Raw genomic sequence first — 13,120 nt, 5'->3', positions numbered from 1 at the left:
ACGAATCTGGACGGGACAACCCTGTCCATACAAGCCGGGAACATGTGGCCACAAGCCGTGACGAACCCGGCGCAACTATCGCTTTGGAGAAGCCAATGAACAAAGACATGCCTCACGATCTGCGCACGCAAACCCTCGCGTTGGTCAACGAGAACAAGCCGGCCGATGCCCCCGACCAGGTGGGCGCGCTGATCGGTGCCTGGATCGGCGCCCTCGACGAGGACGACCTCGCCGGCATCGACCCACGCAACCTCGCCGCCATCCTGTGGGATGCCTTCGCCCAGATGGCGCAGCGCACGACCGACGGCTGCCAGATCGCGGAGAATCGCTACACGGACGGGCGCTGCGGCATGTCGACGTCATTGCTGATCCTGAACGAGGACATGCCCTACCTCGTCGACTCGTTCGTGATGGCGCTGCGCCGCCAGCGCGTCGTCGCGTCGGGCGTATTGAATACGGTGCTGCCGGTGCGCCGCGACGCCGCCGGCCGCGTGGTCGCCGTCGGCGAAGCGGGCGCGCCGCTCGAATCGTATGTCCTGTGCCTGCTGGCCGAAGACCTGCCGCAGGACGAACTCGCCGAACTCGTCGCACGCATCCAGATGGTGGCGCGCGACGCCGCCATCGTGCACCGCGACGCGGTCGCGATGGCCGACCGCATGACGGCCGTCGCCGCCGCGGCCAGCGCGCAAGGCACGCCGGGCGGCCAGGAAGTCGCCGCGTTCCTCGACTGGGCCAAGAACGAAGGCTTCGAGCCGTTCGGCTACGCCTACTACTTCGTGAAGCCGGGCGTGCGCGAGCTGGAACGCGACATCCCGAGCCGCATCGGCGTCCTGCAGGACACGGCGCATCCCGTGTACGGCACCTGCCTGCAGAACATCCCGGGCGACTTCGAGATCCTGTCCAAGCGCGACGACACGCTGTCGATCGTGAAGGCCGACGTGGCCGGCACGCTGCACCGCGACCAGCCGCTGGACTTCATCGGCGTGCGCGACACCGACACGCAGGGCAACACGATCGGCGAACACTGCTTCGTCGGCCTGTTCACCCGCGCCGCCACCTCGACCCCGCTGGCGCGCCTGCCGTTCGCGCGCGGCCGCGTGGCGAAAGTGCTGTCCATCGCCGGCGTGCGCCAGGAAGGCTTCCGCGCCGAGAAATTCCTCGAGATCCTGGAATCGCTGCCGCGCACGGAAGCGCTGGAAGCGGACCCCGAATGGCTCGCCCAGGTGTGCAGCTCCGTCGTCTCGCTGTACAAGCAGCCGCGCGCGAAAGTGTTCGCCCGCCGCGACGTGTACCAGCGCCACCTGAACGTCCTCGTCTACCTGCCGCGCGAGCGCTACAGCGCCGCCGTCGTCGCGGCGCTGGCGCAGGCGCTGAAGGACAGCTCGGGCGCCGTCGACGTGCGCACGCAGACCCTCGTCGCCGATGGTCCGCTGGCCCGCGTCTACCTGATCGCGCAAGCCGCGCGCTATCCGCTCGACCTGGAAACCGACATCCAGAAACCGCTGCTGTCCGTGCTGGACGGCTGGCATGACCGCTACACCGCGCTGACCGACACGGTCGAAGACGTCCCGACCCGCAACGCGCTGCGCAAGATCCTGCCCACGCTGCCCGTGAACTACGTGGCCGCGACGGCGCCGGAAATCGCCTTCCGCGACGTCGGCGCGATCATCGCGAACGGCCAGCAGGGCCACGTGTCGGTCCGCATCGAGACGGATGAAGCGGGCGTCACGTCGCTGCGCCTGTACTCGACGGGCACGATGCCGTCGCTGTCGCGCATCCTGCCGGCGCTGCAGAACGCCGGCGTCGCCATCGACCGCGAACAGAGCTTCTGGATCGACACGGCCGACGGCACCCGCCGCTACATCACGAGCCTGATCGTCGACGCGGATTCCGCCGCCAAGCTGGCGAAACCGGGCGTCGTCGACGTGGCCGACGAACTGTTCGCCGCGCTGTTCAACGACGAAGCCGAGGACGGCCGCCTGAACGGTCTCACGATCGAAGGCGGCCTGTCGATGCGCGAGGTGCAGCTGGTGCGCGCCTACATCAGCTACTGGCGCCAGGCCGGCAGCAAGTTCTCGACCCGCTACATGGCCGAGACGCTGCGCCCGCGCGCGGCGCTCGTCAAGGAACTCGTGGAAGGCTTCGCGCTGCGTTTCGATCCGGCCTTGTCGGACGAGGAACGCGCAGCGGGCGACGCCAAGCTGGTCGCGCTGAAGGCCGACCTGGCCACCGTCAACCACGCCGACACCGAGGAAATCATGGCCGCGCTGGTCGACCTCGTGATGGCGACCGTGCGCACCAACTACTTCCAGGGGACGGCCGAAAATCGCGGCGACAAGATCATCTTCAAGTTCGACACGAGCCACCTGGCGCTGGTGCCGGAACCGCGTCCGTTCCGCGAGATCTACGTGTTCTCGCGCCGCTTCGAAGGCCTGCACCTGCGCGGCGGCCCGGTCGCCCGCGGTGGCCTGCGCTGGTCCGATCGCATGGAAGACTACCGCACCGAAGTGCTGGGCCTCGTGAAGGCGCAGATGGTCAAGAACGCCGTCATCGTGCCGGCCGGCTCGAAGGGCGGTTTCGTGTGCAAGCAGATGCCGAAGGATGCCGCGCGTGACGTCGTCGCGGCCGAGGGCGAAGCCGTCTATCGCCTGTTCATCGCGAGCCTGCTGGAAATGACGGACAACCGCGTGCGCGGCGAGATCGTACCCCCTGGCGACACCGTGCGCTACGACCAGGACGACCCGTACCTCGTGGTGGCCGCCGACAAGGGCACCGCGACCTTCTCCGACATCGCCAACAGCATCGCCGTCTCGCGCGGCTTCTGGCTCGGCGACGCGTTCGCGTCGGGCGGTTCGAACGGCTACGACCACAAGAAGATGGGCATCACGGCGAAGGGCGCGTTCGAAGCGGTGAAGCGCCACTTCTACGAGATGGGCCACGACATGAACACGACCCCGGTGACGATGGTCGGCGTGGGCGACATGTCGGGCGACGTGTTCGGCAACGGCGCGCTGCTGTCGCGCCAGCTGAAAGTGCTGGCTGCGTTCGACCACCGCCACATCTTCCTCGACCCGAATCCGGACGTCGTCGTCTCGTTCAACGAGCGCAAGCGCATGTTCGCGCTGCCGCGTTCCTCGTGGGAGGACTACGACAAGGACCTGATCTCGGAAGGCGGCGGCGTGTTCCCGCGCACCGCCCGCCACATCGAGCTGTCGCCGCAGGTGCGCGAGGCGCTGGCCATCGAAGAGACGTCGCTCACGCCGGAAGAACTGATGCACCGTATCCTGCTGGCACCGGTCGACCTGTTCTACAACGGCGGCATCGGCACCTACATCAAGGCCTCCACGGAGACCCACGCGCAGGTCAAGGACCGCGCCAACGACAACATCCGCGTCAACGGCAACGAGCTGCGCGTGAAGGTCGTGGCGGAAGGCGGCAACCTGGGCGCGACCCAGGCCGGCCGTATCGAATTCGCGCTGGCCGGCGGCCGCATCTTCACCGATGCGATCGACAACTCGGCCGGCGTGGACTGCTCCGACCACGAAGTCAACGTCAAGATCTGGCTCGACACCGAAGTCAACGCGGGCCAGCTGGAAGAGGGCGAGCGCAACCGCCTGCTGACGGAAATGACGGGCGATATCGAGAAGCTGGTCCTGCGCGACAACACGCTGCAGACGCACCTGCTGGTGCGCGAGGCGCAGGCGCAATCGAACAGCGCCGTCGTCGACGGCTATGCCGCGCTGATCGCGAGCCTGGAGGCGGAAGGCGCCGTGTCGCGCGAGCTGGAACAGCTGCCGAGCGAGACGGAACTGCAGCGCCGCAAGGGCCTCGGCCTGGGTCTCACGACGCCGGAACTGGCCGTCGTCGTCGCCAACGTCAAGAACCGCTTCAAGCGCCTGCTGGCCGCGCTGCCGCTGACCCAGCAGCCGTGGGCCGAGACCATCCTTCGCCCGTACTTCCCGGCACAGCTGGTCGCCACGCGCGATCCGCTGGCGCATCCGCTGTCGAATGCGATCCTCGCGACCGTGCTGGCCAACGAATCCGTCAACCGCTGCGGCCCGCTGATGCTGCGCGACCTGGCGCTGGAACACCGCATCGACGACGCCGAGGTCGTGAAAGCGTGGGGCCAGGCCTGGTCCGCGCTGCACCTGGCGCCCGTGTTCGAGGCGCTCGACCATGACGCGCTGGTCGTGCCGCGCGACGTGTCGCAGACGGTCGATGCGCGCACCCGCGTGATGCTGCGCACCGTGATCGAAGGCGTGCTGTCGCTGCCGGCGGAGCAGGCCGGCGCCGGCGGCATGGAAGAGCTGTCGAACCTGTTCGCCCAGCCGGAGCAACTGCGCCAGCTGATGCCGGCGAAGTCGGATGCCGATGCGCAGGCCGGCCTGTCGTCGTCGTTCGTGCAGGCGTGGAAGGCCGTCGATACGGTCGAATCGCTGGCCGCCTTCCTGTTCGCGGCCGTGTCGGTGCAGCGTCCGCAGGGCATGTCGCTGGCCGAGTTCCTGCGCGTCGGCATGGTGCTGCGCGAGCAGGCCGGCATCGACACGCTGGAGCGCGGCCTCAAGCTGCCGGCCATCAGCAAGTCGCAGGAACAGCTGCGCAACTACGCGCTGCAGGCCCTGCGCCGCACGCAGCAACGCCTGCTGCTGGAGGTGCTGGAAGCGAGCCGCGCCACCGGCGACATGCAGGCCGCGGTGCGCGAGCTGACGGCGGCGATGGGCCTGTCCGGCGGCTACGTCCAGCCGACCGACCTGGAACAGGCGATGCTGGCCGTGTGGTCGCTGTCGGAAGGTTCGAGCCCGGACCGCATCGCAGCGGGCACCGCGGCCCTCACCGTCGCGACGCTGGCGTAACGCGATGGCGGCCGCTTCGTTCGCTCAGTTGGGTACCTTGCCGAAGGCGATCCGGGCGCTGGCCCAGGCCGACTTCGGCGAGGTCGCCGGCCGCTTCGCGGCGGCCGGTTTCATCGTCGGCCAGCCTGCGAAGGGCGTGCTGACGGTGAAGGCTGCCGCACCTACGCCGGATCGTCCCGCCGTGCTGCTGTCGGTGGGCGTGCACGGCGACGAGACGGGGCCGATCGAGATGGTGGCCTACGCCATCGAGGCGCTGTCGCGCGCGCCGCAAGAACTCGCGGTGGACCTGATGCTGTGCGTCGGGAACATCGACGCGATCGCGGCCGGCAAGCGTTTCATCGATGCGGACCTGAACCGCATGTTCCGCGACCAGCGCGGCGACCTGGCAGGCACCTTCGAGGCCGGCCGGGCCGACGCGCTGATCGCGGCGACCGCCGACTTTTTCGACGGCAGCGGCCCGCGCCGCTGGCACCTCGACCTGCACACGGCGATCCGCGGGTCGCGCTATCCCCGTTTTGCGATCGTGCCGGAATTGATCGCGGCCGAACCGCGCCGCGCGCTGATCGCGTGGCTGGGCGTCGGCGGCATCGAAGCCGTCATCATGAATCCGGCTTCCGCCGGCACGTACAGCTACTGGACGGCCGAGCGGCACGGGGCCGCGGGCACCACCGTGGAACTGGGACGCATCGGCACGCTGGGACAGAACGACCTGGCGCAGTTCGCGGCGATGGCGGACGCGCTGCGCGGCCTGCTGCGCGGTTCGACGGCGGGCGAGGGCAAGGCGCCCATCGTGTTCGATACGGCGCAGTCGATCACCAAGCTGTCCGACGCTTTTACGATGAGCTTCGGGCGCGACACTGAGAACTTCACGCCGCTCAAGAAGGGCGACGTGATCGCACGGGATGGTGATACGGTTTATACCGTTCAGCACGACGAGGAGTGTGTCGTGTTCCCGAACCCGGATGTGCGGGTCGGGCTGCGGGCGGGGATCATGGTCGTCCGCGCGGATTGATCGTGCCTGGCACCGCCGGTTGAACGCGTGGATGGCGAGCCGTCCACCCTACGGTAGGGTGGGCACCACGTGCCCACGCGTTCAACGCACGTATCCCGGTTCCCGAAAAGCGCGTTTTAACCGCGCGCGCTAGACTATCCCTTTATGCATGCATTTGGTGGGCACGGGGTGCCCACCCTACGTCAAGGGAGTGCACCACCCATGAGCAAGCTGTTCTCTCCGATCCGACTCGGCCCGCTCGAGCTGGCCAACCGGATCGCCATCGCGCCGATGTGCCAATACTCCGCCGACCGCGGCCTCGCGACCGACTGGCACATGATCCACCTCGGCCATCTCGCGCTGTCCGGCGCCGGCCTCTTGACCATCGAGGCGACGGCCGTGACGGAGGAAGGCCGCATCACCCACGCCGACCTGGGCCTGTGGTCCGACGAGCACGCGGCCGCGCTGGAGCCGGTGGTCAACGCCATGCGCAAATACGCCCCCATCAAGATCGCCATCCAGCTCGCCCACGCGGGCCGCAAGGCGTCGAGCGAGGTGCCGTGGCAGGGCGGGGCGAATATTCCGGCCGACCATGCGCACGGCTGGCAGACCGTGGCGCCGTCCGCGATGCCGCATGCGGCCGGCGAAACCGTGCCGCTGGCGCTCGATGCGGCCGGCATGCAGCGCGTGAAGGACGGCTTCGTCGCCGCCGCGCGCCGCGCCGACGCCCTGGGGCTGGACGCCATCGAACTGCACGGCGCCCACGGCTATCTGCTGCACCAGTTCCTGTCGCCGCTGTCGAACCGGCGCGACGACCGTTACGGCGGCGCGCTGGACAACCGCATGCGCTTCCCGCTCGAGGTGTTCCAGGCGGTGCGCGCCGCGGTGTCGCCCGAGATGGTCGTCGGCATGCGCATCTCGGCCAGCGACTGGGTCGAGGGCGGCTGGGACCTGGACCAGAGTCTCGTGCTGGCGAGCGAACTCGAAAAGCTCGGGTGCCAGTTCATCCACGTGTCGAGCGGCGGGGTGTCGCCGCAGCAGAAGATCCCCGTCGGCCCGGGCTACCAGATCGAATTCGCCGCCCGCATCAAGGCGCAGACGTCGATGCCGACCATCGGCGTGGGCCTGATCACGGAAGCGAAGCAGGCCGAGACCATCGTGCAGACGGGCCAGGCCGACATGGTGGCGCTGGCGCGTGCCATGCTGTACGACCCGCGCTGGCCGTGGCACGCGGCGGCGGAACTGGGGGCGACGGTCAGCGCGCCGCCGCAGTACTGGCGCTCGCAGCCGCACGAATTCAAGCAGCTGTTCGGCGACACGCGCCTGGGCCAGCGCTGACCGTCGTCCGTCGCGACCGTTCGTCCCGTCTTTTCTACCGCCTGTCGCATCCCGCGGGCAGGTGCCGGATGCCCTTGCTACAGTGGCATGGTCGGCCCTGCCGCGCCATCCACTGACAACAAGAAAAGGGACTTCATGCGTACTCCGCTCGCCATCGCCATCGCCATCACCTGCGCCGTCCTCGGCGGCTGCGCCATCATCGTCAACCCGAACGGCGATGGCGACTACCAGGTCCGCACGCCGTTCTCCAACGATTCGGTCGAAGGCAACGGCGCGTTCGCGCGCGACGAGCGCACGATCGCCACCGTGCCGGGACTGGAAGTGAACGGCACCATCACGGTCGACGTGCGCGTCGGCCCGGCCACGTCGCTGGTCGTGGAGGCGGACAGCAACCTGCTGCCGTTCATCCGCACGGAACTGCGCGGCGACCGCCTCGTCATCGAGAAGGAGCGGTCGTTCCGCACCAATCATGCCGTGCGCGTGACCTATACCGTGCCGCGCCTGACGGACGTGCGCCATAACGGTTCCGGCCACCTGACCGTGCAGGACCTGAACGGCGCGCCGCTCGTGGTGGCGGAGCAGGGCTCGGGCTCGGTGCTGCTGACGGGCCGCGTGGCCAGCCTCGATGCGGCGATGAACGGTTCGGGCAGCATTGACGCGGCGACCTTGCAGAGCGGCGGCGGCACCGTGTCCATGAGCGGTTCCGGCCGGCTGGTCGTCGGCCGCATGCAGGGCGAGCACGTGACGGCGAACCTGAACGGCTCGGGTCAGCTGCGCGTGGCGGGCGCCGTGCGCAGCCTGGCGGCGCGGTCGAACGGGTCCGGTCACCTGGACCTGGCGGACCTCGCGAGCGACCAGGCGGACCTGTCGGCGACGGGATCGGGCGGCATCACGGCGAACGTGAAGCAGTCGCTGGTCGCGCAGAACAGCGGGTCCGGCGGTATCCGCGTGTACGGGAATCCCGCGCAGCGGACCGTGCGCGGGACGCTCATCCAGGTCGTGAATTGAATGTGGTGGGATGCGTGGGCACCGAGGGTGGGTGGCGGAACGCGTGGGCACGGGGTGCCCACCCTACGCGGGTGCGTGGTGGGATGCGTGGGCACGGGGTGCCCACCCAACGAGAGCACGTAGGGTGGGCGGGGAGGTAATGCCGGGGGCATTGCCTCCGCCCACGCGTTCGACGCACGCAGGTTCAGAGCAGGTGATCCAGCAGCTCCGGCCCGAACACCTCGCGATACAGGCGCCCCGCCGGCACGCCGGCGTGCAGCAAACCGAGCCACTGCGCCTGCATGAACTTGTGCGGTCCGCACAGATACACGTTCGCGTCCTCGCGCGGCCATGCCGGCAGCCTGGTCACGTCCATGCGGCCCGCGATGACGCCGGCGGCGCCTCGCGCGTCTTCGTGGAACGTCACGACCGACAGGTTCGGCATCACGGCCTGCAGCGCGTCGACTTCCGCACGCAGCGCATGGTGGGCCGCATCGCGGGCGGCATGCGCGAAGATCACGCGGCGCTGCGGATTCACGCCGGCCACGCGCTTCAGTGCGGAGACCATCGGCGTGATGCCGACGCCGGCCGACAGCAGCACGAGCGGCTTGTCGCCTTCCGTCTCCGGCGTGAATTCGCCGAACGGGTGCGATACCTGCAGCGTGGCGCCGACGTTGACGTTCGCGTGCAGCCAGTTCGACACTTCGCCGGCCGGCGTGTCGTCGATGCTGTCTTCGCGCTTGACCGAGATGCGCAGGCTCTCGCCGTCGGGCGCATCGGACAGGCTGTACTGGCGCAGCTGGTGGCGGCCGCCCGGCAGGTCGACGGCGACGCTGACGTACTGGCCCGGCTTGAACGCGGAAACCGGTTTGCCGTCCGCCGGGACGAAGCGGATCGACAGCACGTTGAAGCTTTCGGTCTTGACGTCGGTGACGCGCATCGGGCGCGTTTCGCCCGGCTGGATGCCGGCCGTGCTGTACATCTTCGCTTCCGCTTCGATCAGCAGCTTGGCCAGCGAGTTATACGCTTCCTTCCAGGCGTCCAGCAGCGGCGGCGTGGCGGCGTCGCCCAGCGTGGCGGCGATGGAGTCCAGCAGGTGCTTGCCGACGATCGGGTAGTGCTCGGCGCGGATGCCGACCGACACGTGCTTGTGCACGATGCGCTCGACGACGGGACCCAGCGCGCCCGGATTGCCGATGTTGGCCGCATAGGCGAACACCGCCGATGCCAGCGATTGCTGCTGCGCCCCACTTGCCTGGTTGCCCATATTGAAGATGCGGGTCAACTCGGGATGCGCACCCAGCATGTTCGTGTAGAACAGCTTGGTGATCGTCAGGCCATGCTGGCGCAGGACGGGGACGCTGGCATCGATGTAGGGGCGGGATGCTTCGGAAATCATCTTGGTTCCTTTAATTATGCATTTAAAATGCAGATTTACGGTTCAAAAAAAGGCTCGCATGGCGGGCGTTGCCATCATACTAATAAGTTAATCCTCACTCACCGGTTCCGCGGCCGGCAGCCTGCTTCTTGCCGCGCCATCCCAGAACATGCGGTGCATGCGCATGACTTGCTCGCCGGTATTGCCGGCCGTCGCGTGGGCCAGCGTAAAACGGTCCATCGCGTCGTAGAAGGCCTTCATGCCGGTGCGCAGCATGCCGCGCAGCTGGCAATCCAGCTTCAGCGTACAGTCCGTGCCTTCGCAGTCGACCAGTTCGTCGTCCTCGCCTTCCAGCTTGCGCAGCACCTGGCCGATCGTGAGCGTTGCCGGATCGGCCGCGAGGCGCAGGCCACCGTTGCGTCCGCGCGTCGCCTGCACCCAGCCCAGCTTCGCCAACTGCCCGACCACTTTCACGAGGTGGTTCAGCGGGATGTCGAACTGCCTGCCGATCTCGGCCACCGTCACCGGCTGCGTACGTTCTCCCGCCCGTTCCAGATAGATCAGGACACGCAGGCCAATATCGGAGAATCGAGTGAGTCGCATTGGGTAAGCTCAGTGGGTACCGGCGTATTCTACCTGCACGGCCGTATTCTACCTAAATCTGCATAAAAAATGCATGTTTAAGTGAAGTATTTTTTTGCGGCACTGAAAACGCCCCCGGAAACTGGCCCTATAATCGCGGACTTTGGGTGCTTATATCGCATCCACATAACACATATAATCAGCGCCACCCGCGCCAAGAGGACACGTCGTGAACCAGACCCTGGGCCAAAAGCTCATCCGCACCAAGACATCCGAGCACAAATCGGATGACGGCTCCGCCCACGCCCTGGGCCGCTCGCTGGGCCTCTTTCCCCTGACCATGATCGGCGTCGGCGCCACGATCGGCACCGGCATCTTCTTCACGATGGTGGAAGCCGTGCCGAAGGCCGGTCCGGCCGTCGTGCTGTCGTTCCTGATGGCCGCCGTCACCGCGGGCCTCACGGCGCTGTGCTATGCCGAGCTGGCCAACCGCGTGCCGGCCGCCGGGTCCTCGTATTCCTTCGCCTACGCCACCGTGGGCGAGTTCGCCGCCTTCATCGTCGCGGCCTGCCTGCTGCTGGAGTACGGCCTCGCGGCCAGCGCGACGGCCATCGGCTGGTCCGACTACCTGAATAACTTCCTGCAGAACGCGCTCGGCTGGCAGATTCCCGATGCGCTGCGCTCGCCCATGATCGTCGCGGGCAAGACCGGCGGCGTCGAATTCCACGCCGGCCAGATCAACCTGCCGCCGATCCTGCTGGTGGTGCTGTGCTGCGTGCTGCTGATCCGCGGCACCAAGGAATCGGCGACGACGAACGCCGTCATGGTGCTCATCAAGCTGGCGATCCTCGTGTTCTTTTCCGCGATCGCGCTGTCCGGCTTCGACATCCACAACTTCCACCCGTTCGTGTGGCCGGCGACCGGCAAGGGCATCGGCGGCTTGGCCGGCGTGACGGCGGCCGCGGGCACCGTGTTCTTTTCGTTCATCGGCCTGGACACCATCGCCACCGCCGGCGAAGAGGTCAAGGACCCGACGCGCGACGTCCCGATCGGCATCCTGGCCGCCCTCTGCATCGTCACGGTGTTCTACATGCTGGTGGCGATCGCCGCCCTCGGCGCCCAGCCGGCCGCGATGTTCGCGGGCCAGGAAGCGGGCCTCGCCGTGATCCTGCAGAACGTGACCGGCAAGGCCTGGCCGGCGCTCGTGCTGTCGGCCGGCGCCGTCATCTCCGTGTTCTCCGTGACGCTGGTGACGATCTACGGCCAGACGCGCATCCTGTACGCCATCTCCAAGGACGGCCTCGTGCCGAAGGCCTTCCGCAGCGTCAATCCGCGCACGCACTCGCCGGTGACGAACACGCTGATCGTCAGCGTCGCCGTGGGCATCGTGGCGGGCCTCGTCGACTCCACCTTCCTGTGGGACATGGTGAGCATGGGCACGCTGGTCGCGTTCATCGTCGTGTCGGTCGCCGTGCCGGTCATCCGCCGCAAGCAGGGCGAGACGGGACGCAAGGGTTTTCGCGTGCCGTTCGGGCCTTACCTGGTGCCGGGGCTGTCGATCCTGGCCTGCCTGTATCTCGTGGGCGGGTTGTCCAGCACGACCTATACCGTGTTCACGATCTGGATGACGGTGGCCGTGCTCACGTATTTCGGCTACGGCATCCGCAACAGCCGCTTGAACAAGGTGGATGCGGCGCAGGCGGAGTTGATGCATTGACGTGACCACGTACGCATAACAACGTCGTCCCTGCGAAGGCAGGGGCCCAAGTTGTATGCGTATCGACGGCGCTCACAAAATTGGGCCCCCGCCTGCGCGGGGGCGACGTTTAATTGGCCCCCGCCTGCACGGGGCGACGTTTTGCACTTTCGGTTATTGCCGCGCCAACGGCCGCACGTACGTCAACAGGCTGACCAGCGTCTTGCCCGGCTCTTCCCACGGGATCATGTGCGCCGAGCGCTCGAACCACACGGCCTGTTTGATGGGCGCCTTCACCTGCGCGAGCCAGGCCACGGTCGGTGCCGTCGGCGTCGTGTAGTCGTGCCGGCCCATGAACATCACCACCGGGATCGGGAACGTCTTCACGTTCGAGAAATCCACGTGCACGAACTCCGGCAGGATGCGGCCCAGTGTCAGCAGGTTGCCCTGGTCGATGTCCTTCACCTGCTTCGCATCGTAGTCCGGCGACAGGCGCGGACCGTCGAAATAATAGGCGGACTCGCTGCGGTATGCGCTCATGCCGCCGTAGTACTGGGGCCACTTGCGCGCCACGATGATGCGCTCGCGCGTGATCGGCTGGTTGCCGGGATAGGGCGCGATCGACTGCAGATCGCGCAGCGCTTCCTCGTTCTTGTGGAGTTTCGCCTGTTCCAGCGCGTAGTCGAAGCTGATGCGTTCGTTCTCGCGCACGCTGATCACCTGGCCGATGCCGACGTAGGCATAGAACAGGTCGGGACGCTTCAGCGCCGCCTTCATGCCGACGATCGTGCCCCAGCTGTGGCCCATCAGGATCAGCTTCTTCTTGCCGTAGCGCTGGCGCAGGTGCTCCGCGACTTCGATGGCGTCGTCGACGTAGCGGTCGATGTGGATGGTGTCCGCGACCTTGTCCGGGTCGGTCTCGCCGTAGGTCTTGCCGGCGCCGCGCTGGTCCCAGTTCGCGATGGTGAAGTATTCCTCGAGCGGGCGCTCGAACTGCCACAGCGTCGGCGTGACGGGCGATGCCGGGCCGCCGTGGACGAACAGGATCATCGGGTTGTCGCGTTCCTGGCCGCGCACCGTGAGCCACTGGTCGATGCCGCCGATGCGCGTCTTGTACGACGCCTGCACGCCGTGCGGCACGACGATTTTATCCAGGTCCGCCACGATGGCGCGGGCTTGCGTCCATGCCTGCGCCTGCTCTTGTTGAACCTTGTCTTCCTGCGCGTGCACGGGCGCGCACGCGATGCCGAGCAGCGCCCAGCACCAGATCCAGATCCGCTTCATTGCCGTTCTCC

General features: G+C 67.5%; 8 protein-coding genes. 5 read left to right on the top strand and 3 right to left on the bottom strand.

Annotated elements, in window-relative coordinates:
* The first annotated feature begins 95 nt into the window (after positions 1-95).
* The 4 genes from U9J41_RS15805 (at position 96) to U9J41_RS15790 (ending at position 8,190) form a co-directional block, all read left to right on the top strand.
* A complete protein-coding gene (locus U9J41_RS15805; protein WP_322403142.1) occupies positions 96-4,853 on the top strand; it encodes an NAD-glutamate dehydrogenase domain-containing protein in 4,758 nt (1,585 codons plus the stop codon).
* Positions 4,854-4,857: 4 nt separating this feature from the next.
* Entirely contained in the window at positions 4,858-5,865 is a 1,008-nt protein-coding gene (locus U9J41_RS15800) for a succinylglutamate desuccinylase (protein WP_322403141.1), read from the top strand.
* 201 nt (positions 5,866-6,066) lie between these two features.
* On the top strand, positions 6,067-7,182 hold the full coding sequence (locus U9J41_RS15795) for an NADH:flavin oxidoreductase/NADH oxidase (RefSeq protein WP_322403140.1): 1,116 nt from the start codon (positions 6,067-6,069) through the stop codon (positions 7,180-7,182).
* A 135-nt stretch (positions 7,183-7,317) separates the two neighbouring features.
* Entirely contained in the window at positions 7,318-8,190 is an 873-nt protein-coding gene (locus tag U9J41_RS15790) for a head GIN domain-containing protein (RefSeq protein WP_322403139.1), read from the top strand.
* A gap of 184 nt (positions 8,191-8,374) precedes the next feature.
* Here the strand turns inward: U9J41_RS15790 and U9J41_RS15785 are convergent, their stop codons facing one another.
* Together U9J41_RS15785 and U9J41_RS15780 are read right to left on the bottom strand one after the other, a co-directional pair.
* Entirely contained in the window at positions 8,375-9,568 is a 1,194-nt protein-coding gene (locus U9J41_RS15785) for a globin domain-containing protein (RefSeq protein ID WP_322403138.1), read from the bottom strand.
* Positions 9,569-9,655: 87 nt separating this feature from the next.
* A complete protein-coding gene (locus tag U9J41_RS15780) occupies positions 9,656-10,150 on the bottom strand; it encodes an RrF2 family transcriptional regulator (protein WP_322403137.1) in 495 nt (164 codons plus the stop codon).
* Positions 10,151-10,358: 208 nt separating this feature from the next.
* On the opposite strand from U9J41_RS15780, the gene U9J41_RS15775 reads away from it, so the two are divergent.
* Entirely contained in the window at positions 10,359-11,846 is a 1,488-nt protein-coding gene (locus tag U9J41_RS15775) for an APC family permease (protein ID WP_322403136.1), read from the top strand.
* A gap of 153 nt (positions 11,847-11,999) precedes the next feature.
* Here the strand turns inward: U9J41_RS15775 and U9J41_RS15770 are convergent, their stop codons facing one another.
* Positions 12,000-13,109: an alpha/beta hydrolase gene (locus U9J41_RS15770; protein ID WP_322403135.1), complete on the bottom strand. Its 1,110-nt coding sequence runs from the start codon at positions 13,107-13,109 to the stop codon at positions 12,000-12,002.
* Positions 13,110-13,120: the final 11 nt, after the last annotated feature.

Origin of the sequence: Massilia luteola (genome assembly GCF_034420155.1) — a bacterium.
Lineage (GTDB): Bacteria > Pseudomonadota > Gammaproteobacteria > Burkholderiales > Burkholderiaceae_D > Telluria > Telluria luteola.
The sequence above is the reverse complement of the archived record's forward strand: the minus strand, read 5'-3'. Positions and strand labels throughout refer to the sequence as shown.

Bases quoted from the DNA above. Each gene is read 5' to 3' on its own strand.
- U9J41_RS15805 (WP_322403142.1), top strand. From the start codon at position 96: ATGAACAAAGACATGCCTCACGATCTGCGCACGCAAACCCTCGCGTTG.
- U9J41_RS15800 (WP_322403141.1), top strand. From the start codon at position 4,858: ATGGCGGCCGCTTCGTTCGCTCAGTTGGGTACCTTGCCGAAGGCGATC.
- U9J41_RS15795 (WP_322403140.1), top strand. From the start codon at position 6,067: ATGAGCAAGCTGTTCTCTCCGATCCGACTCGGCCCGCTCGAGCTGGCC.
- U9J41_RS15790 (WP_322403139.1), top strand. From the start codon at position 7,318: ATGCGTACTCCGCTCGCCATCGCCATCGCCATCACCTGCGCCGTCCTC.
- U9J41_RS15785 (WP_322403138.1), bottom strand. From the start codon at position 9,568: ATGATTTCCGAAGCATCCCGCCCCTACATCGATGCCAGCGTCCCCGTC.
- U9J41_RS15780 (WP_322403137.1), bottom strand. From the start codon at position 10,150: ATGCGACTCACTCGATTCTCCGATATTGGCCTGCGTGTCCTGATCTAT.
- U9J41_RS15770 (WP_322403135.1), bottom strand. From the start codon at position 13,109: ATGAAGCGGATCTGGATCTGGTGCTGGGCGCTGCTCGGCATCGCGTGC.